This is a genomic window from Proteiniborus ethanoligenes (assembly GCF_900107485.1).
GTDB lineage: Bacteria > Bacillota > Clostridia > Tissierellales > Proteiniboraceae > Proteiniborus > Proteiniborus ethanoligenes.
The window spans coordinates 26,438-47,744 of sequence record NZ_FNQE01000015.1; the positions used below are offsets into that span (position 1 = coordinate 26,438).

Genomic DNA, 21,307 nt, shown 5'->3' on the forward strand with positions numbered 1-21,307 from the left:
TTTTAAATGGCAGTACCAAAACGTAAGACATCAAAAGCAAGAAGAGATAAAAGAAGAGCTTCATCTCAAGTTTTAACAAAAGCTACAGTAGTTGAATGTCCACAATGTCATGAACCAAAACTACCACATAGAGTATGTAAGTCATGCGGATATTACAAAAATAAAGAAGTTGTAGCAGTTGAATAATGAATGAAAAAAGATAGTGGGTAATAGCACTATCTTTTTTTTATAAAAAACTATTGATTTTTTTAAAATATTAATATATACTCGTTATTAGTACCAGGTACTATATACAAGTATTAACTCGAGGTGAAAATTGTGAGTGCAAATAAGCTTAGTAAAAAAGAAAGGCATATTAGACTGGTTGAAAAATTAAAGGAGGATCCATTTTTAACTGATGAAGAGTTAATGCAATTATTCAATGTAAGCATTCAAACTATTAGACTAGATAGACTTGAGCTAGGAATACCAGAATTAAGAGAGAGAATAAAAAATGTTGCAGAAAAAAGCTATTCAAAAGTTAGAACTATCGGTGGTACAGAGATAGTAGGAGAATTAGTAGATATTAGCTTAGGGAAAAATGGAATATCCATACTGGAAACAGATGAAACAATGGCTTTTATGAAAACAAGTATTGTCAGAGGACATAATATTTATGCTCAAGCAGAATCCTTAGCTATTGCAGTAATAGATGCAGATGTTGCATTAACAGGGGTTGCAAACATTAAATACAAGGACTTAGTTAAAGCTGGTGAAAAGCTAATTGCAAAAGCAGAAGTAACTAGAAAAAGAGGAAACAAGTATTTTGTTCATGTATTTACATATGTTGGACAAAAACAAGTATTTAGAGGTAAATTTATTCTTGTGTCTATAGACCAGAATGTTCAGGAGGCGGATTAATGTGAGAATAGCTGTAGATGCTATGGGTGGAGATCAGGGGGTAATGGTTACAGTTAAAGGTAGTATTGAGGCTGTAAAAGAATTAGGAATCAATATAATTCTTGTGGGTAATGAAGAGATAATTAAAAATGAATTGTCGAAATATGAATATAGTGGAAACAATATTGAGATAATTAGTGCTGAAGATATAATTACAAACGATGAAGAACCAGCTATGGCCGTAAGAAGAAAAAAACAGTCATCTATGGTTATGGGGTTGAACTTAGTTAAAGACAAAATGGCAGATGCGTTTGTCTCTTCTGGAAGTACGGGAGCTTTGTTGGCAGGTGGCTTACTTCTTGTAAAGAGAATAAAAGGTGTAGATAGGGCAGCTCTTGCTATACCCTATCCAACAAAAAAAGGTGTATCTTTATTGCTAGATGCAGGTGCAAATACAGACTGCAAAGCAAAATACCTTCAACAATTCGCAATAATGGGCTCTATTTATATGGAAAAAATATTAGATACTGCAAATCCTAAAGTATCTCTTGTAAACATTGGTACTGAAGAGGGAAAAGGAAACGAGTTATCAAAGGAAACCTATGATTTACTTAAAAATACAAATGTTAATTTTACTGGCAATATAGAAGCAAGGGATATACCAGAAGGAGATGCAGATGTATTAATATGTGATGGTTTTGTTGGAAATATTATATTAAAGCTGACGGAAGGTCTTGCAATGTCAATTTTCAGCTTATTGAAAGAAGAATTCATGAGCTCTTTTACTAGTAAAATAGGAGCATTATTATTAAAATCAGGATTGAAGAAATTTAAGAAAAGACTTGATTATACCGAATATGGTGGTGCTCCCTTATTAGGGATAAAAGGAGTAGTAATAAAAGCTCATGGTAGCTCAGATGCAAAAGCTATTAAGAATGCAATAAAACAGGCCAAAATTCTTGTCGAGAATAAAGTAATTGAAAGAATAGAAGATGAAGTAAGTTTTTTAGGAGGTAATCATGATAGGGAGGAAAGAATTTAAAGGAGTAGGAATAGTAGGAACTGGCAGTTATGTTCCTGAAAAGGTGATTACAAATTTTGATTTAGAAAAAATGGTAGATACAACTGATGAATGGATAAGAACTAGAACTGGAATTAGAGAAAGAAGAATACTTGATATAGAAAAAGGGTCATCATATATGGCGATAGAAGCTGCTAAAAAAGCTTTAGAAGATGCAGAAATAAAACCAGAGGATATAGATTTAATTATTGTTTCAACTGTTACTCCAGATATGATGTTTCCATCAACAGCTTGTTTAGTTCAAGAAAGCTTAAGGTGCAAGAATGCAGCGGCCTTCGACTTAGAAGCAGCATGCTCTGGATTTTTATATGGACTTTCAGTTGCATATTCTTTCATAAGTTCAGGCATATACAAAAACATTCTGCTTATAGGTGCAGAAGCACTGTCAAGAATAACAGACTGGACAGATAGAAACACCTGTGTTTTGTTTGGCGATGGTGCTGGGGCAGTTGTTGTAAGCGAGGTACCAGAAGGTAAAGGAGTCCTAGGCTTAGACTTAGGTGCAGATGGAGAAGGAAAGGATTTGTTGAAAATTTCAGCAGGAGGTTCTTTAATGCCTGCCACAGATGATACAATAAAAAACAAATTACACTATATTTATATGGAGGGCAATGAGGTATTTAAATTTGCAGTCAGAAAGATGGAGGAAATATCCCTTAAGGTTATTCAAAAAACAAATTTAAAGCTACAAGATATTGATTTTTTAGTACCTCATCAAGCAAACATGAGAATTATTGAATCAGCAAGAAAGAAATTAAAGCTTAGAGAAGATAAGGTATATATAAATTTAGAAAACTATGGTAACATGTCCTCAGCTTCTATACCTGTTGCTTTAGATGAAGCAGTAAGAAAAAACAAAATAAAGAACAATGATGTGATTTTACTCATAGGTTTTGGTGGAGGTCTTACCTGGGGGGCCATGGTTTTAAAATGGCACAGTAGAAGGAGTGCATAAAATGATAAAGACAGAATTATGTGATTTGCTTAATATTGAATATCCGATAATCCAAGGTGGAATGGCTTGGGTTGCTACATCAGAGCTAGCGGCAGCAGTTTCAAATGCTGGAGGATTAGGTATAATAGGATGTGGGAATGCTCCTAGAGAAGTTATTGAAGCAGAGATTGCTAATATAAAAAAACTAACAGACAAACCTTTTGGGGTTAATATAATGCTTTTATCTCCATATGCAGAGGATATTATAGAGTTCTTATATGAAGAAAAAGTTCCTGTAGTAACAACTGGAGCAGGGAATCCAGGAAAATATATTAATAAATTTAAGGAAATAGGTACTAAAGTAATACCTGTAGTACCATCAGTGGCCTTAGCAAAGAGGATGGAGAAAATAGGTGCTGATGCAGTTGTTGTAGAGGGAACTGAAGCTGGAGGGCATATTGGGGAACTAACTACCATGTCACTTATTCCACAAGTTGCCGACGAGGTAACAATCCCAGTGATTGCTGCGGGAGGGATAGCCGATGGAAGAGGCTTTATTGCAGCTTTGTCATTAGGTGCGAAGGGAGTACAAATAGGAACAAGATTTATTTGTACAGTTGAATGTAAGGTGCATGAAAATTATAAACAAGCAATAATTAAATCAAGCGATAGAGATGCAGTAGCTACAGGCAGGACTACTGGTCATCCAGTAAGAGCATTAAAAAATGCATTTACTAAAAAGCTAGCTCAACTTGAAAAACAAAATACTGATATTGAAACTATAGAAAATTTTGGAGTTGGCATGTTAAGAAAAGCTGTTATTGAGGGGGACATAGTTAATGGATCAGTTATGGCTGGACAAATAAGTGGACTGATAAAAGACATAAAAACTTGCAAAGCAGTTATAGAAGATATTATGTTAGAGGCTGAAGCTATTAGAAGAAATATATATAGTCTATAGAGGTGATAAAGGATGAGAAAAATAGCCTTCTTATTTCCAGGTCAAGGTGCTCAGTATATAGGCATGGGAAAAGAAATTGCTGAAAAATACCCTAGTGCTAATAAAATATTTCAAATATCAAATGAAAGTCTTAATTTAGATTTAAAAAATCTTTGCTTTGAAGGACCTGATGAAGAACTGATGAAAACTGAATTCACTCAGCCTGCTATTTTGACCACTTCTGTAGCAATTTTAAAGGTAATTGGGGAGCATGGAATAAATGCAGAAATCTGTGCAGGTTTAAGCTTAGGAGAATATACAGCATTAGTATACTCAAATGTATTATCCTTTGAGGAAGCAGTAAAGCTAGTAAAAAAAAGAGGAAGGTTTATGCAAGAAGCAGTGCCAGAAGGTAAGGGTGCTATGGCAGCAATAATTGGATTAGATAATAGTTTGGTAATGGAGGCTATGGATAAAGCTAGAACAAAAGGAGTTGTTGAAGGCGCTAATTACAATTGTCCTGGTCAAATTGTTATTTCTGGTGAAGTTGAAGCAGTAAAGGATGCATGCACAATAGCCAAGGAATTAGGTGCAAAAAAAGCAACTCTTCTTTCTGTAAGCGCACCTTTTCATTGCAGCTTACTTAAGAATGCTGGTGATAAGTTAAAAGATGAACTAGTTAATGTAAGCATCAATCAGCCTATTAAAAAAATTATATCAAATGTAACTGGAGATTATATTATTAATAGTGACGAAATTAAAGATTTGTTGACTAAACAGGTTTCAATGCCAGTTTTATGGGAAAAATCTATAGAACAAATGATAGATGACGGTATAAATACTTTTATCGAAATAGGACCAGGAAAAACTTTAATTGGGTTTGCAAAAAAAATTAGTAAGAAATATGATAATGAGTTTGATTATTTTAATGTTGAGAATATTGAAACACTAGATAATTTGTTAACTAAAATATAGTAGGAGTGAGGACATGGATCTTAGAGGTAAAACAGCTTTAGTTACTGGAGGCTCTAGGGGTATTGGGAGAGCCATAGCCATTAAACTTGCTTCACTAGGCTCTGATATATTATTTTCATATTCAAGCAATGAAGAAAAAGCAAAAGAAGTGCAAGTAGAGATTGAAAAAATGGGAAGACGTGTATTAGCTGTAAAGGCTGATGTTTCAAAAATGGATAATGTTGAAAGCTTAGTAATACAAGGAATGAATTATTTTTCCAAAATAGACATATTAGTTAATAATGCTGGAGTCACTAAAGATAATCTTCTTATGAGAATGACTGAAGAAGAATGGGATGATGTAATCAATGTTAATTTAAAGGGTACATTTAATGTCACTAAATCTTTAATAAGAAATATGTTAAAACAAAAAGAATGCAGCATTATTAATGTAGCATCTATAGTTGGAGCTTCTGGCAATGCTGGGCAATGTAATTATGCTGCTTCAAAGGCAGGTATAATTGGGTTTACTAAATCTTTAGCCAAGGAAGTAGCTAAGAAAAATATTCGAGTTAACGCTGTTGCTCCTGGGTTTATATCTACAGACATGACTGAAAAGCTTCCAGAAAAAATAGTTAATGAGTATCTAGAAAAAATACCATTGCAAAAACTTGGTGAACCTGAAGATATAGCTAATGCAGTAGCATTCCTAGCAAGTGACATGTCAAAATATATTACTGGACAAATAATTGTTGTTGATGGTGGTATATTAATTTAATATAATATATATGCTTTGTGGAAGGAGGTGTGCATATTATGATATTTGACAAAATTAAAAAGCTAATTGCAGAACAACTTGATGTTGCAGAAGAAGATATTAACCTTGAATCTTCTTTTCAAGAAGACTTAGATGCTGATTCATTAGATGTTGTAGAATTAATTATGGCTATTGAAGATGAATTTGATATTGAAATATCAGATGAAGAAGCTGAAAAAATAGCTACTGTTAAAGATGCAGTTGAATATATTCAGAATAATACTAAGTAAAGAGAATAAAAAAAGGGTCCCGCAAGTCGGGACCTTAAAAAATAGATAAAAAATAAAATTCAAATATTATTGTACACTATTATTAGATTTTATTCTAGTTTTTATTAAACTAATTAAATATAGGATAGGCAGGGATAATATGAAAAAAAGGGTAGTGATTACTGGTTTAGGAATAATAAGCCCAATAGGAACTGGAAAGGAAGAATTTCTCAATTCGCTTCTGGAAGGCAAAAATGGGATATCAAATATTACTAGATTTGATATAGATGGATTTAACACCACAATAGCAGGAGAGATAAAAGATTTTGATCCTGAAAAATATATAGATAAAAAAGAAGCAAAAAGAATGGATAGATTTACCCAGTATGCAGTAGCAGCATCTAAGCTTGCTATAGAAGATGCAGAAATTGATATTGAGAAAATCAATAATGATAGGTTTGGTGTTATTTTAGGCTCAGGTATAGGAGGCCTTGAAACCTTTGAAGAGCAGCATGAAAAGTTTTTAGAAAAGGGACCAAAGCGAGTTAGTCCATTTTTCATTCCAATGATGATAGGAAATATGGCTGCAGGTCAAATATCCATAATGTTTAAAGCAAAGGGAGTAAATGAAACTATAGTTACTGCTTGTGCATCATCAACAAATGCAATTGGCGATGCTTTTAGGATAATACAAAGAAATGATAGTGATATTATTATCACAGGTGGAGCTGAAGCCTCAATTACCCCTATGGCTTTAGCAGGGTTTTCTGCTATGAAAGCATTATCTACAAATAATTTAAATCCTTCTAAAGCAAGTAGGCCTTTTGATAAAAATAGAGATGGTTTTGTAATGGGGGAAGGAGCAGGAATATTAGTTTTAGAAGAACTAGGCCATGCTTTAAATAGGGGAGCAAAGATTTACGGAGAAATAATTGGATATGGTTGCACAGCAGATGCATATCACATTACTACTCCTGCAGAAAATGGAGAAGGTGCTGCTAAAGCTATGAAAATCGCCTTGAATGATGCAGGTATTCAACCAAGTGAAGTGGATTACATTAATGCCCATGGTACATCTACATCTTATAATGATATGCTTGAAACTGCAGCAATTAAAGCAGTATTTAAAGAACATGCATACAATTTGAAAATTAGCTCTACCAAGTCAATGACAGGACATTTATTAGGAGCAGCAGGAGGAGTAGAGGCATGTGCATGTGCTTTGTCTATATCAAATGGATATATACCTCCAACAATAAATTATGAAACCATTGACGAGGAATGTGATCTTGACTATGTACCAAATAAGGGTATATTCCAAGATGTAAGTATTGCATTATCCAACTCATTAGGTTTTGGTGGACATAATGCATCTATAGTTATAAAAAAATATATAGACTAAAATTTAATTGCTAATAGGATAAAACAATTTAAACAGCCAAGACTCTTAAAACAATTGAGTCGAGGCTGTATAATCTTTTTTGCAAACTTTAAATAGATTGAAATTGCTTTAGAATTGAGCTGTTGACCTTAGTTTAAAATAGTTTGCATAATACACATGTTGTATAGTAAACTAAGGTATGTGGGTATTATTATAGATGATTTAAAATAATTAAAACATCTATAATAATACCTCTATAAATCTTTGATTTGGAGGGCTAGTTAATGAGATATGTAATTAATGCAGAGAGGATTCATTTGTTAAATGAAATTCAAAATAAAATAGGATATAAGTTTAGAAAAATCGAATTATTAAACTGGGCATTGACTCACAGCTCTTATGCTAATGAGCATAAACGATATAAAATTACATACAATGAAAGATTAGAGTTTCTGGGAGATTCTGTATTAGGACTTATAGTAAGCGACTACATTTTCGTAAAATATTCAGATTATCCAGAGGGAGATCTTACAAAACTTAGGGCAACTGTAGTCTGTGAACCTTCCTTATCACATGTTGCAAAGGAAATTGGACTAGGAAAATATTTATTGCTAGGAAAAGGAGAAGAGGTAACTGGTGGAAGAGAAAGGGTTTCTATATTAGCAGATGCTTTTGAGGCTTTAATAGGAGCTATATATATAGATGGGAAGTTTATTAATGCTAAAACTTTTGTGCTGAGATATATGACTGGAATTATCGAAAATGCAGTCAATGGAAGAGAATTATTCATAGATTATAAAACACAGCTACAAGAGCTTCTGCAGAAAAAAACAAAATCAAAGATTGAATATAAAATAGTATCAGAGGAAGGTCCAGATCATAATAAAACCTTTTACACAGAAGTGGTTGTGAAGAATAGGGTCTTAGGGAAAGGCTTTGGGAAAAGCAAGAAGGAAGCAGAGCAAAGTGCTGCAAAAGTAGCCTTAGAAGGAATGGAAATTGAAAATGAGCACTAAACATCATATAATACCCATTTTTGTTCCTCATATAGGATGTCCTAATGATTGTATTTTCTGTAATCAGAAAAAAATAGCAACAGATAAAACTAATGTTGATACTAAGGGTATTGCAAATACAATTAATAATTATATTTGCACTATTCCTGAAACAAACGAAAAACTAGAGATAGCCTTCTTTGGTGGAAGCTTTACAGGTATAGATATGGATATTCAAAGAGAGCTTTTGGAAACAGCATATTACTATAAAAGAAATGGTTATGTTGACAGAATAAGATTGTCTACAAGGCCAGATTATATAGATGATAAAAGGTTACATCTATTAAAGCAATATGGTGTGGATATAATTGAGCTTGGTGTACAATCTATGGATCAAGAAGTCCTCTTAAATAGCTTTAGAGGACATAGCGATTTGGATGTAATAAATGCTTCTAGGCTAATAAAGGATTATGGATTTGTTTTAGGCTTACAGATGATGTTAGGACTTCCTACAAGTAACTATGTGAAAGAACTATTTACAGCTAAGCAGCTCATAAGCTTAAAACCTAGTATTGTAAGGATATACCCGACCTTAGTCATAAAAGATACATTCTTGGAGAAAAAGTATTTTCGTGGAGAGTACATTCCATTGACCTTAAATGAAGCCATCATAATATGTGTGGACTTATTAATGCTGTTTAATTATTATAATATTAATGTCATTAGAATAGGCTTACAGCCAACTGACAATATAGCTGAAAATAAGGATGTAGTTGCAGGTCCATTCCATCCTGCATTTAGACAATTAGTTGAAGAAAAAATATACAAAGAGATTCTAACCTCTTTTTTCAAAAACATTGGCAATATTTCCAATAATATACAGGTTAAAATTAATAAAAAGGAGATTTCTAATTTTATTGGTCAAAATTCTTCAAATTTGAAGTATTTAAATGATTCATTTGGGATAGATAAAGTGAAAGTCTTAGGTGGGGACATAAGCAAATCTTCTTTTTATATAGAAAACAAAGACATGAACTATGAGATAAATATAAGAGAATATACTGAAAAATATTTGCTAAATAAGAAGTTAATTACAATTGACGATTAACATAATATTGCTTATAAATAATGTGCAATAAATAACAGAAACAATTACTTTTTATTTATTGATCAATATAAATAGCTTTTTTATTTAGACTATTTTTCTTAGGGATAGAGGTGAATGTTTTGTATCTTAAAAAAATAGAAATTCAGGGATTTAAGTCTTTTGCAGATAAGACTGAAATAGAATTCAAAGGTGGTATAACCGCTGTAGTTGGTCCTAATGGTAGTGGGAAAAGTAATATTTCGGATGCTTTACGTTGGGTGCTAGGTGAGCAAAGCGCTAAGTCTTTAAGAGGTAGCAAAATGGAAGATATTATTTTTTCTGGAACTAATAACAGAAGACCAGTAGGATATGCAGAGGTTACACTAATTCTCGACAACAAAGATGGTAATCTTCCAATAGATTATTCAGAGGTTAGTGTTACACGGAGAGTATTTAGATCTGGTGAAAGCGAATATTATATTAACAAAAGCTCTTGTAGATTAAAAGACATTAGAGAGCTCTTTATGGATACAGGAGTTGGTAAAGAAGGATATTCAATAATTGGACAAGGGAGAATAGACGAAATACTAAGTACAAAGTCTGAAGACCGAAGAATGATATTTGAAGAAGCAGCAGGCATAGTAAAGTATAAAACCAGAAAAGAAGAGGCAGAAAAAAAATTAGAAAAAACAAAAGAAAACATTATAAGAATTAAAGATATAATACTTGAGCTTGAAAACCAAATTGAGCCATTAAGAAATCAATCAGAAAAAGCAAAGGAATATTTAATATTATCAAAGAGTCTTAAAGAGCTAGAGGTTAATCTTTTTGTAAGAGAAATTGATAGGCTTAAAGAAGAGATATCTCACATAGAAGTTCAAAAAGAATTAGTTAAGTCTCAGCTTAAGGAGAATGAAGATATTAGAAATGTCCTTGAGAATAAGTACAATAAAGTAAAATTTGAAATTGAAAAAATGGATGCTAAAACAGATGAAATACAGAAAAACAAATACAATATCCAAAATATCTTGGAAAAAAACGACGGGGAACTAAACTTAAGTAATGAAAGGATATTTTATTTAGAAAAAGAATCAGAAAGGTTTCTACAAGAAGTTAAACTCCTAAAAGAACAAGTAATGGAACTTGAAGAAAAAGAAGAAAAGCTGCTGAATCACAAGTCAGAGCTTGAAAAGAATATTCAATCTTTGTATTCAGGTCTTGAGATGAAGAATGACGAATTAGAAAATTTGATACAGTCAATTAGAAAAAGTGAAGAAAATATAGAAAGCAAAAAAAGTGATTTAATACAATATTTGAATGAGATAGCAGATAAAAAAAGCCAATTGAATAGCTTAGCTTCATTTAATAAAAGCATAGATAAGAGAATTGAGCAAATAGAAAATGATATATATAATACCAACTTTCAAATTGAACACAATAATAATTTACTCAGCAATGTTTCAGAAGAAATAGCTGAAATGAAAGACTCCTTAGAAAGGTTTCATAAAGAAAAGGGAGATAAAGTTTCTGATAAGAAAATGATTTTAGAGCGTCAAGAAAAGCTACAAAAACAAGCAGATAATATTAAAGGACAAATTCATGGTAAAATTTCAAATTTAAAATTACTAATAGAAATGAAGGAAGAATATGAAGGCTATTACAAAAGTGTAAAAAATGCTTTGATAGCATGTAAAAAAAATAAAGCCCTTGGTAGTGGTGTAAAAGGCGTAGTTGCAGAATTGTTAGATGTAGATAAAAGATATGAGAGAGCTATTGAAATAGCCTTAGGCTCTTCACTACAAAATATTGTAACTGTAACCCAAGAAGATGCAAAGAAAATAATAGACTATTTAAAGCAGAATAAATTAGGAAGAGTAACATTTTTGCCTATATCCTCTATAAATGGAAGAGGCTTAAGTTCAGCAGAGAAAAATCTATTGCAACATAAAGGAGTAATAGGAGTAGCTTCTGATTTGATTAGCTTTAACAGTGCATATAGAAATATTTTTGAATACTTGTTAGGTAGAGTTTTAATAGTTGAAACAATAGATGATGGAATTAGGTTGTCGAAGCAAAGCAATTATTCTTTTAAGATTGTATCACTAGACGGAGATGTTTTAAGTCCAGGGGGCTCAATGACAGGAGGTAGCTTTACCACCAATTCTACTAACATTTTAGGAAGAGATAGACAAATAAAAGAGCTAGAAGATAATATTAAAGAGTTAAATAATCTACATGTAAGCTTAGTTAAAGAATTTGAAGAATGCCAAGAAGAAAAAAGTCAGCTTGATAAAAGAATACTTGAAATAGAAGAAAAAATCAACGAAATCAATATGACTTTAGTTAGATTAGAAAACAAACATAATCAATATATTGAAGATATTACTAGAAGCAATGTTTTAATAGAAAAATATATTGGAGAAAAAAATCAATTATTAAATGAAATTCAAAGTTCAGAAGTTGATGTTAGTGAATTGGAAAATAGTTTAGCTAAATTAAATGAAAAAACAAGTTTGATTCAGGCAGATATTGATGAACTGACTATAAGTCTTGAAAAACAAAAATCCGTTAGGGAAGACTTTTCCCAGCAAAACACAGAATTACGTGTAGAGGTAGCTACAATAAACCAAGAATTAAAATCAGTAACGGATTCAATTGATAATTATAAAAATATGACAGCAAAATTAAAAGAAGATATCAACAAAAAAGCAATAGATAGAGAGAAAAACAAAGAAGAAGTAATAAAAGAAAAAGAAAGAGTAAATTCATTGCTTGAAGATAAGAAACAATTATCATCTGAGCTATTAGAATACGATATTAGACTTAATGAAGTTAAAAATGAAAGAAATAACTTTATGCAGGCCTTCTATACTAATCAAGAAAAACTAAATGATATGAACAGAAAACTAAATGATCTTCAAAAAAGCATGTCTTCTTTAGAAATAAAGCAAGAGAAGTACAATATTCAGCTTGAGAATATTAACACCAAAATGTGGGAAGATTACGAGATTACTTATCAAATGGCAATAAATCATAAAAAAGAAATAGAAAGTGTAACTAAGGTTCAATCTGAAATACGTGAACTTAAAAACAAGATAAAAATATTAGGTAATATTAACTTAGATTCTATTGAAGAATTTGATAGGGTAAGTGAAAGATATGAGTTTATGAAGACTCAAAAAGAAGACTTAATCGAGGCTAAGGATTCCCTAGATATTGTCATAAAAGATATAAATGTAAAAATGAAACAGCAATTTAAAGAAAGCTTTGAAATAATAAGAGAAAACTTCAACAAAGTATTTGTTAAACTATTTGATGGAGGAAAGGCAGATGTCTTCTTAGATGACGAAGAGGATATATTATCTAGTGGAATAGAAATAATTGCTCAGCCTCCAGGAAAAAAACTTCAAAGCTTATCTTTGCTATCAGGTGGCGAAAGAGCATTGACAGCAATAGCGCTTTTATTTGCAATACTTAAAACTAAGCCTACACCATTTTGTGTACTTGATGAGATAGAAGCTGCTTTAGATGATGCAAACGTATATAGATATGCAGAATATCTTAAAGACTTTTCTAATGATACACAATTTATTGTTATAACCCATAGAAAAGGTACAATGGAGCATGCTGACTCATTGTATGGAATAACTATGGAAGAAGAAGGAGTAAGCAAGTTAATTTCAGTAAAATTAACAGATAAGAATGAAGAGAGAGCAAGCTAGGAGGCGGAATTTATGTTCAAGAACTTTTTTAAGCTAGGAAAAAAGGATAATAAAGAAAAAATAGATAATCACATTGAAAATGATTTAAATAAAGAATTAGATGATTACAAAGAAGAAAATTTAAGTGAAGATATATCAGAAGAAGAAAACCTAGTTGAGTACAATGGTATTGAAGAGAACTCCGGGGAAGAAAACATAGAATATGATTCTCAAATTGAATTGGAAGAAGCAGGCTCAGAAGATGACAATAATTATGAAGAAGCTGATGAGAAAAAAATAGGTTTTTTTAACAGATTAAAAAATGGACTATCAAAAACTAGAAAAGGAATCACTGAGAAAGTTGATATAATACTAAAATCTTATAAAAAAATAGACGAAGAACTATTTGAAGATTTAGAAGAAGTGTTAATAACTGCAGATGTAGGTGTTAACACTACAATGGATATTATTCAAGAGTTAAGAGAGAAAGTTAAAGAAAGAAAAATAAGTGAAGTATCAGAAATAAGAGGTCTTCTAAAAGAAGTTCTTAGAGAAGTATTAACTAAGGGAGAAACTAATAAACTTAATATTGATCCTTCCCCTGCGATTATTATGGTAGTTGGAGTAAATGGAGTAGGAAAAACTACAACTATTGGGAAGCTATCTTCTCGACTTAAATCAGAAGGTAAAAAGGTTCTAATAGCTGCAGGAGACACTTTTAGAGCAGCAGCAATTGAACAACTTCAAGAGTGGGGGAATAGGGCTGGGGTTGATATAATTTCTCATCAAGAGGGAGCTGATCCTGCTGCAGTAATTTATGATGGAATTCAAGCTGCAAAAGCAAGAAAAATTGATGTTTTAATATGCGATACCGCTGGAAGACTTCATAATAAAAAGAATCTAATGAATGAGCTTAGTAAAATATTTAGGGTTGTAGAAAGAGAATATCCTGATGCTAGAAAAGAAATATTACTTGTAGTTGATGCTACTACAGGACAAAATGCAGTTTCACAAGCCAAGGTATTTAAAGAAGCATGTGATATTACTGGAATAGTACTAACAAAGCTTGATGGAACAGCAAAAGGCGGTGTAGTATTAGCAGTACAATCTGAATTAGATGTACCAGTAAAATTAGTTGGTGTAGGAGAGAAAATTAGTGATTTACAAGATTTTGATCCCATAAGTTTTGTAGAGGCCATTTTTGAAGAATAATTGTTGACAAAAAATATTTTATAGTATAGAATACTACTGTCAAGCAAATAACTTTACATTAATAATGTAGGTGATTTTATGTTTGAGAAAGTTGTTCAAATAGGTTTGCTTTTTGACTTTTATGGAAAGCTATTAAATCACAAGCAATATACTGCTATTGAGCTTTATTATATACACGATTTGTCATTAAGCGAAATCGGTGAGCATATTGGGATTAGTAGGCAAGGAGTACATGATTTAATAAAGCGTACAGAAAACAAACTTTATTTTTATGAAGAAACTTTAGGTCTTGTTAATAAATTCTTTAATTATAAAGAAAAAGCAAAACAGATTTTAGAATATACAGAAGAAATAATAAAATATGATGATGATAAAAAACCTATAATAATTAGAGGGAACATCGAAAAAATTAAAGAGATTGCTCTTGAGATATTAGAAATTGACCAGGAGGTTAAGTGATGGTTTTTGAAGGATTAGCTGAAAAACTACAGAATGCCTTAGGCAAGTTGAAAGGTAAAGGTAAGCTTTCTGAAAAAGATGTTGAAAATGCTATGAGAGAAGTCAGACTTGCTCTTCTAGAAGCTGATGTTAACTTTAAGGTAGTTAAACAATTTATTAATACAGTTAAAGAACGAGCTATAGGACATGAAGTCATGGAAAGCTTAACACCAGGCCAACAAGTAATTAAGATAGTAAATGAAGAATTAACTATTTTAATGGGTGAAAAAGAAAGTAAATTAGAATTTGCAAACACACCACCTACTGTTATTATGATGTGTGGTTTACAAGGTGCAGGTAAAACGACCACATCCGGAAAGCTTGGTGCCCTATTAAAGAAAAAAGGGAAAAGACCTTTATTAGTTGCCTGCGATATATATAGACCCGCTGCTATAAAACAGCTACAAGTTGTTGGCGAAAAAGTAGAGATACCGGTATTTAGCATTGGAGACAAGCAAAGTCCGGTTAATATAGCAAAGGCGTCTATTGAACACGGTAAGAAAAATGGAAATGATGTTATTATCATAGATACTGCTGGAAGACTTCACATAGATGAAGATTTGATGGAGGAACTAGAGAATATAAAAAACGAGGTTAAACCTAATGAAATATTATTAGTTGTAGATGCTATGACGGGACAAGATGCAGTTACAGTCTCAGAATCCTTTAATGAAAAGCTAGGGATAACTGGAGTAGTTCTAACTAAGTTAGATGGCGATGCAAGAGGTGGAGCAGCACTTTCAATAAGAGCAGTAACAAACAAGCCAATAAAATTTGCTGCTACTGGAGAAAAATTTGATCAATTAGAGACTTTTCATCCTGATAGAATGGCATCTAGAATTTTAGGAATGGGAGATGTATTAAGCTTAATTGAGAAAGCTCAAGCAAGCTTTGATGAAAAAAAAGCTTTAGAGCTGGAGAAAAAACTAAGAAATCAGCAATTTACCTTTGAAGATTTTCTAGATCAATTGCAACAAATGAAAAACATGGGACCAATGAGCCAACTATTAGAGATGATTCCAGGAATAAATTCAAAACAGTTAAAAAATCTAAATGTAGATGAAAAAGAATTAGTCCATATTGAAGCTATTATACAATCCATGACAAAGGAAGAAAGAATCAACCCTTCAGTAATAGATGGTAGTAGAAGAAAAAGAATTGCAAAAGGAAGCGGTACTAGTATTCAAGAAGTAAATAAGCTTTTAAAGCAATTTAATGAAACAAAAAAGATGCTTAAGAAATTTTCTGGAATGGAAAAAACTATCAAGAAAAAAGGAAGGTTTAACCTGCCCTTTTAGAATAATTTAATAAATAGGCTCTCGGAATAGGATGAAGGTTCAGGATTAAAATATTGCAAATTTAATAATAAGGTCCTAGTTTTTCAAAGAAATATTCGATTTAAAAAATGATTTTAAAAAAGTGCATAGCAAATAAACCCAACATTTTGAGTTTTTTAAAATCATGAAAAGTGGTATAAAATCAAACTAAAATATAACCTCCGAGAGTTTTATTGTATCTTTTTTACGCTGTACCAAGCATCAATATGCTGGCACATCATAATACCGTAAAGGCGGATGTACCACATTTTAGTAGAACGATGACGCCCAGCTTCTAGATGGTAATCAACCTTTTCTCTTTTGTTTGAGCGTTCAACAGAGGTACGGCGTTTGTAGACAAATTTCCACTTGTCTGAGGAACGAGCTGTTTTGGGGAAAAGCCTCAAATTATCCTCAGAAAAAGTATGAAAGGTACGCCCATACTTAGCTTTGGAACAAGGATTTTTACAAGAATTTTTAGCACCATTAGCAAGAGAACATCTCCATTTTTGGCGGTTTTGAGACTTATCATAACCATTAGGTTTCATTTCTTTGCCAATAGGACAAATAGGAATGCCCTTAGCTGAAATCTTAATATCACCCTCAGAACTGAAATTAGCTTTAGTTCTGGGATTTAAATCAATAAAAGCCTCAATACCTTGATGCTCTAGTAATTCATATATGGCTTCAGCATCATGAGCAGCATCAAGGAGAAACCTGTTAATCGTGCCCAGGGAGAAGCGTTGTGCAAATTCAATAGAGCCTGTTACAAAACAAACAGAATCATGTCTTGAAGCAGGATGAAGTCTAGGATATAGAGGTAAATCATAGAAGCTGTCGCAGGCGGATATCATGTATAAGCTATATCCATTGTAATATTTTTCCCTAGAACTATCCCATCCGGAGTTACAGTCTGGTTGAGAATACAAGCGGGGACAATTACACTTTGCAACACCCTGGGCATAACAATCACAAGAAGATTTACTCCTTGGGAAACTAGCAGTAACCAAAGGAGTGCCATCGCCAGCAACGCTAAGGGACTCGAGATTATCAAGTAGACCTAATTTAGCAGAAACAGAAAGGATTTGAGATTGAAAGAACTCAAACAGCCTGTCCGCAGGCAAAGTTTTCTTTTTAGCACCATCGCGAAGGAAACGAGCGATTAGTTTCTTAACAATACCAGGATTTGTAGGGGCTTGTTTTTTCCCCTTTTTAGGTTTTTTCTTTCTTTTCTTCTTGCGTGTATGCTTTAAATTTGGTTTAACATTATCAAATTCCAAGCCCCATAAACGATTAAAGAAGTCATAGAAGGTGCCAACGCCAGGAATGTCACCAGGTTCAAAACCACTTAAAATGGCATAAAGAGGGACACGATAGAGTTCATCAACCCACTTTGTAATGCCAATAGTGGGATTAGTAAGTAAGAAAAGAATATAAGACCTGAGCATAGAAGCAGGATCCCGAGGCGCAGGTCCTTTGACAGAATACTCATCACTAAGAAAAGTCGTAATATAAGAAATATCAGTAATCCATAGCTTAGTGATAATAGGCCAGTCACTAGAAACAAGGGTAAGGATGCCGTCCGAATAATGTTTATTAAGTTGGTTTAAAACGAAGTTTTGGTAAGCTTCATGAGGAACAAAAACAGGCTTCATAAAAACACTCCCATCGCAGTTAGTAGGGAAAAAATCCCTTCACCTCGATTATTGGGGCGTTTTTGAAAAGTCAAGTGTTTTTTGGAAAAACATAAAAATAATGCAAGGATATTTTTAAAACTTGCATTTTGATATAAAACCCTATTGAAAAATAGGAGGAATGAAAAAAATGATGGTATAGCAAAGTGTTGTGCCATCTATCTCGGGGTATTCCGAGAGACTATATAATTTAAAGGAGGTGAAATAATGGCGGTAAAAATTAGATTAACAAGAATGGGTGCTAAGAAAAAACCATTCTATAGAATTGTAGTAGCAGATTCTCGCTCTCCAAGAGATGGTAGATTTATTGAGGAAATTGGATACTATAATCCTGTATCAGAACCTAAGGAAGTTGTAATTGACGATGAAAAGGCAATAAAATGGTTAAACAATGGTGCAAAACCGACTGATACAGTTAATTATTTGTTTAAAAACAATGGTGTTTTAGAGAAATATGAAGCTTCTAAAAAATCTGAATAATTGCTTCAGGGGGTGAAATAATGGGAGATTTAGTTGAAATACTTGCGAAAGCACTTGTTGACAATCCTGATGAAGTCCAAGTAAATGAAATAGAAGGTACTCAGTCTATTATTATTGAGTTAAAGGTAGCCCCAGAAGACATGGGAAAGGTTATAGGAAAACAAGGCAGAATTGCTAAAGCTATTAGAACATTAGTAAAAGCAGCAGCAATAAAAGAAAATAAGAGAGTAGTAGTAGAAATTATACAATAGGGATTAGCTAGCTAATCCCTTTTTATATAGTGCTTCTTTATGAAAAATATGATGTTAACCTTTAGAGGAATATTTTCGACCTAATAAGCATATTTATGTTTTATTTTTATAGGTAGTTTGATATTCTATATATAATGATACATTTATATAAAAATGGTGGGTGCATAGAATGAAACATATAAGAATTGGGAAAATAGTAAATACTCATGGAATAAATGGTGATGTTAAAGTATTACCCCTAACTGATGATTCTAAAAGGTTTGAAAAATTGGATTCTATTTTTATTGAAGATAATAAAGTTTCTGTCCAAATTGAAAGGGTTTGGTACAGTAAAGGATTTGTTATGTTAAAGTTTAAAGGCTACGACAATATTAATGATGTACTGAAATATAAGGACAAATATATAGTAATAGATGAGAAGAATGCAGTAGAGCTTCCAGAAGATTCCTACTTTATTTTTCAGATTATTGGAATTAAAGTTTATTGTAGTGATGGTAGAGAGCTTGGAGAAATAATAGAGGTTCTACAACCTGGTGGAAACGATGTCTATGTTGTTCAAGATATAGATAAAAAAACTGGTGATAAAAAAGAATATTTAATACCTGCTATAAAAGATGTTGTAAAAAAAATTGATATAGATAATAAAGAGATGATTATTGAGCCTATAAAAGGATTGATAGAATGAGAATTGATATATTAACACTATTTCCTGAAATTTTTCAAAATTTTTTGGATACTAGTATAGTTGGAAGAGCAAAAAACAATGGTATAGTTGAAGTAAATTGTATAAATATTAGAGATTTTTCAAAAGATAAACATAAAAGAGTAGATGATTATTCTTTTGGTGGAGGGCCAGGAATGGTTATAAGTCCTGAACCTGTATTTAATGCAATTATGTCAGCGAAAAGCGAAAGGTGTAAGACAATTTATCTTAGCCCCAAAGGTAGGACATATAAACAGCAAGTGGCTAATGAATTATCATCGGAAGAGCATATTATTCTATTATGCGGTCATTATGAAGGTATAGATAATAGAATAATGGAAAATTATATAGATGACGAGATTTCCATAGGGGATTATGTATTAACAGGTGGAGAAATAGCTGCTATGGTTGTAGTAGATTCTATTGTAAGATTATTACCTGGTGCTTTAAACAATCAAGAATCTTTTACTGATGAATCTCACTACAATGGATTATTAGAGTACCCACATTACACTAGGCCGCGAATCTTCAATGGGTTTGAAGTCCCAGAAGTTTTGTTGTCTGGGAATCATAGTAAGATTGAAGAGTGGAGAAAGTATCAATCCCTTAAAGTAACCTATGAAAGAAGACCAGATTTGCTTAAAGAAGCGAAGTTAAATAAAACAGAGCAAGAAATGTTAAACACCATAATAAACAATAAAAACTTTAATCAAATTGAAAATAAAAACAAGTTGTAATTACACTATATATATGTTATAATGACTTGTGGCAAAACGGATGGTCCTCTGCCAATGAGCAAGAACATCTAGGAGGAAGGGAGGTAAAATACATTGGATATCATAAAAATGATTGAACAGGAACAAATAAAAAATGAAGTAACTGACTTTAATGTAGGAGATACTGTACAAGTACACTATAGAATTAAAGAAGGTAATAGAGAAAGAATCCAAATCTTTGAAGGTACTGTACTTAAAAGACAGGGTGGAGGCTTAGGAGAAACTTTTACTGTAAGAAGAATTTCTTACGGTGTAGGTGTTGAAAGAACTTTCCCTTTAAATTCACCAAAGATTGAAAAGCTAGTTGTTGTAAGAAAAGGTAAAGTAAGAAGAGCTAAATTATTCTATCTAAGAGATAGACAAGGAAAATCAGCAAAAGTAAAAGAGAAAACAAACTATTAAGACATTGGGACTGGCTACAGTCCCTATGTTTATTTTACAGCCTTTATTATGGAACCTCTAAAGAAATAGTAAAAGGATAGGTGAAAACATGAATATTAATTGGTATCCTGGTCACATGAAAAAAACTAAGGACTTAATCATAAATAATCTAAAATTAGTAGACTTAGTAATAGAATTATTAGATGCAAGAATCCCATACAGTAGCAAGAACCCTAATATTGATACTATAGTAAGCAACAAGCCTAGAATAGTAGTAATGAATAAAAGTGACTTAAGTAATGAAAAAGGCAACTATAAATGGGCAGAGCATTACAAATCAAAAGATATACCTGTCATATTAGCTAATGCAACTAGCAATACAGGAGTAGGGAGTATTATGGAAGAAGCTAATAAAGCTGTAATAGAAAAATTCAGAGTCAGAGAACAAAAGGGAATCAAAAATACTTCTATCAGAGCTATGATAGTTGGTATCCCCAATGTAGGGAAATCCACATTAATAAATTCTTTGGCTGGAAGAAAAGGAGCACAAACTGGGAATAGACCTGGAATTACAAAAGGTAAGCAATGGATAAAATTAAAAGGAAATATAGAGCTATTAGATACACCAGGCATACTCTGGCCTAAATTTGAAGATAAAGATGTGGCATTAAACCTAGCTTTTACAGGAGCCATTAAAGATGAGATAATGGATATAGAAACTTTAGCTTTAAAATTAATAGAAAAGCTTAATAATATGGATCCTGTTTTATTAGAGAGAAGATATGAAATAAATGTAGAAAGTAATAAACCACTTGAAATTATGGATAAAATCGCCATAAAAAGAGGCTGTATTCTTAAAAATCAAGAGATTGATTATACAAGAGTTAGTCATTTAATACTAGATGAGTTTAGACGAGGATTTATTGGACGAATAACATTAGAATACCCAGAGGATATAAAGATTATTGATTAGCCTTCCGATAATATTAAAAGGAAGGCTTTATTAATATATGATCTA

General features: G+C 32.1%; 22 protein-coding genes. 21 read left to right on the forward strand and 1 reads right to left on the reverse strand.

The window, feature by feature from the left end:
* Positions 1 to 6: 6 nt before the first annotated feature.
* The 15 genes from rpmF (at position 7) to ffh (ending at position 15,986) form a co-directional block, all read left to right on the forward strand.
* The gene (gene rpmF / locus BLV37_RS07455) at positions 7 to 186 is read left to right on the forward strand and encodes a 50S ribosomal protein L32 (protein ID WP_091729476.1); all 180 of its coding nucleotides are present in this window, start codon (positions 7 to 9) and stop codon (positions 184 to 186) included.
* 132 nt (positions 187 to 318) lie between these two features.
* Positions 319 to 900 (forward strand): transcription factor FapR, encoded by a 582-nt coding sequence (gene fapR, locus BLV37_RS07460; RefSeq protein WP_091729478.1) that lies wholly within the window; start codon positions 319 to 321, stop codon positions 898 to 900.
* A gap of 1 nt (position 901) precedes the next feature.
* Complete coding sequence (plsX, locus tag BLV37_RS07465) at positions 902 to 1,921, forward strand: phosphate acyltransferase PlsX (protein WP_091729480.1); 1,020 nt, start codon at positions 902 to 904, stop codon at positions 1,919 to 1,921.
* Positions 1,899 to 2,915: a beta-ketoacyl-ACP synthase III gene (locus BLV37_RS07470; protein ID WP_091729483.1), complete on the forward strand. Its 1,017-nt coding sequence runs from the start codon at positions 1,899 to 1,901 to the stop codon at positions 2,913 to 2,915. The genes plsX and BLV37_RS07470 overlap by 23 nt, the downstream gene beginning before the upstream one ends.
* Before the next feature lies 1 nt (position 2,916).
* Entirely contained in the window at positions 2,917 to 3,855 is a 939-nt protein-coding gene (gene fabK / locus BLV37_RS07475; RefSeq protein WP_091729486.1) for an enoyl-[acyl-carrier-protein] reductase FabK, read from the forward strand.
* 12 nt (positions 3,856 to 3,867) lie between these two features.
* The gene (gene fabD, locus BLV37_RS07480; protein WP_091729488.1) at positions 3,868 to 4,809 is read left to right on the forward strand and encodes an ACP S-malonyltransferase; all 942 of its coding nucleotides are present in this window, start codon (positions 3,868 to 3,870) and stop codon (positions 4,807 to 4,809) included.
* Positions 4,810 to 4,822: 13 nt separating this feature from the next.
* Positions 4,823 to 5,566, forward strand: a complete 744-nt coding sequence (gene fabG / locus BLV37_RS07485; RefSeq protein ID WP_091729491.1) for a 3-oxoacyl-[acyl-carrier-protein] reductase — start codon at positions 4,823 to 4,825, stop codon at positions 5,564 to 5,566.
* 38 nt (positions 5,567 to 5,604) lie between these two features.
* Positions 5,605 to 5,835, forward strand: coding sequence for an acyl carrier protein (gene acpP / locus BLV37_RS07490; protein ID WP_091729493.1), 231 nt, complete (start codon positions 5,605 to 5,607; stop codon positions 5,833 to 5,835).
* A gap of 139 nt (positions 5,836 to 5,974) precedes the next feature.
* On the forward strand, positions 5,975 to 7,216 hold the full coding sequence (fabF, locus tag BLV37_RS07495) for a beta-ketoacyl-ACP synthase II (RefSeq protein WP_091729496.1): 1,242 nt from the start codon (positions 5,975 to 5,977) through the stop codon (positions 7,214 to 7,216).
* A 263-nt stretch (positions 7,217 to 7,479) separates the two neighbouring features.
* Positions 7,480 to 8,211 carry a ribonuclease III gene (rnc, locus tag BLV37_RS07500; protein ID WP_091729499.1) on the forward strand — a complete coding sequence of 244 codons (732 nt, stop codon included), beginning with the start codon at positions 7,480 to 7,482 and terminating at the stop codon, positions 8,209 to 8,211.
* Complete coding sequence (locus BLV37_RS07505; protein WP_091729610.1) at positions 8,201 to 9,298, forward strand: elongator complex protein 3; 1,098 nt, start codon at positions 8,201 to 8,203, stop codon at positions 9,296 to 9,298. Before rnc ends, BLV37_RS07505 begins: the two co-directional genes overlap by 11 nt.
* 119 nt (positions 9,299 to 9,417) lie before the next feature.
* Positions 9,418 to 12,999, forward strand: a complete 3,582-nt coding sequence (smc, locus tag BLV37_RS07510) for a chromosome segregation protein SMC (RefSeq protein ID WP_176967917.1) — start codon at positions 9,418 to 9,420, stop codon at positions 12,997 to 12,999.
* A gap of 276 nt (positions 13,000 to 13,275) precedes the next feature.
* Positions 13,276 to 14,190 carry a signal recognition particle-docking protein FtsY gene (gene ftsY / locus BLV37_RS07515; RefSeq protein WP_342026599.1) on the forward strand — a complete coding sequence of 305 codons (915 nt, stop codon included), beginning with the start codon at positions 13,276 to 13,278 and terminating at the stop codon, positions 14,188 to 14,190.
* A 78-nt stretch (positions 14,191 to 14,268) separates the two neighbouring features.
* Positions 14,269 to 14,649: a YlxM family DNA-binding protein gene (gene ylxM, locus BLV37_RS07520; RefSeq protein ID WP_091729506.1), complete on the forward strand. Its 381-nt coding sequence runs from the start codon at positions 14,269 to 14,271 to the stop codon at positions 14,647 to 14,649.
* The gene (ffh, locus tag BLV37_RS07525; RefSeq protein ID WP_091729508.1) at positions 14,649 to 15,986 is read left to right on the forward strand and encodes a signal recognition particle protein; all 1,338 of its coding nucleotides are present in this window, start codon (positions 14,649 to 14,651) and stop codon (positions 15,984 to 15,986) included. Before ylxM ends, ffh begins: the two co-directional genes overlap by 1 nt.
* Positions 15,987 to 16,195: 209 nt before the next feature.
* On the opposite strand, the gene BLV37_RS07530 is transcribed toward ffh, so the two are convergent.
* Positions 16,196 to 17,659: a transposase gene (locus BLV37_RS07530; RefSeq protein ID WP_091729511.1), complete on the reverse strand. Its 1,464-nt coding sequence runs from the start codon at positions 17,657 to 17,659 to the stop codon at positions 16,196 to 16,198.
* A gap of 246 nt (positions 17,660 to 17,905) precedes the next feature.
* On the opposite strand from BLV37_RS07530, the gene rpsP reads away from it, so the two are divergent.
* The 6 genes from rpsP to ylqF all read left to right on the forward strand — a co-directional run bounded on the left by rpsP (position 17,906) and on the right by ylqF (position 21,262).
* Positions 17,906 to 18,178 carry a 30S ribosomal protein S16 gene (gene rpsP, locus BLV37_RS07535; protein WP_091729514.1) on the forward strand — a complete coding sequence of 91 codons (273 nt, stop codon included), beginning with the start codon at positions 17,906 to 17,908 and terminating at the stop codon, positions 18,176 to 18,178.
* A gap of 20 nt (positions 18,179 to 18,198) precedes the next feature.
* Positions 18,199 to 18,429 carry a KH domain-containing protein gene (locus BLV37_RS07540; RefSeq protein WP_091729516.1) on the forward strand — a complete coding sequence of 77 codons (231 nt, stop codon included), beginning with the start codon at positions 18,199 to 18,201 and terminating at the stop codon, positions 18,427 to 18,429.
* A gap of 169 nt (positions 18,430 to 18,598) precedes the next feature.
* Positions 18,599 to 19,114 carry a ribosome maturation factor RimM gene (gene rimM, locus BLV37_RS07545; protein WP_091729519.1) on the forward strand — a complete coding sequence of 172 codons (516 nt, stop codon included), beginning with the start codon at positions 18,599 to 18,601 and terminating at the stop codon, positions 19,112 to 19,114.
* The gene (gene trmD / locus BLV37_RS07550) at positions 19,111 to 19,869 is read left to right on the forward strand and encodes a tRNA (guanosine(37)-N1)-methyltransferase TrmD (protein WP_091729522.1); all 759 of its coding nucleotides are present in this window, start codon (positions 19,111 to 19,113) and stop codon (positions 19,867 to 19,869) included. The genes rimM and trmD overlap by 4 nt, the downstream gene beginning before the upstream one ends.
* A gap of 108 nt (positions 19,870 to 19,977) precedes the next feature.
* Positions 19,978 to 20,310: a 50S ribosomal protein L19 gene (gene rplS / locus BLV37_RS07555; protein ID WP_091729613.1), complete on the forward strand. Its 333-nt coding sequence runs from the start codon at positions 19,978 to 19,980 to the stop codon at positions 20,308 to 20,310.
* Between the two features lie 88 nt (positions 20,311 to 20,398).
* Positions 20,399 to 21,262, forward strand: coding sequence for a ribosome biogenesis GTPase YlqF (ylqF, locus tag BLV37_RS07560; RefSeq protein ID WP_091729524.1), 864 nt, complete (start codon positions 20,399 to 20,401; stop codon positions 21,260 to 21,262).
* Positions 21,263 to 21,307 lie beyond the last annotated feature (45 nt).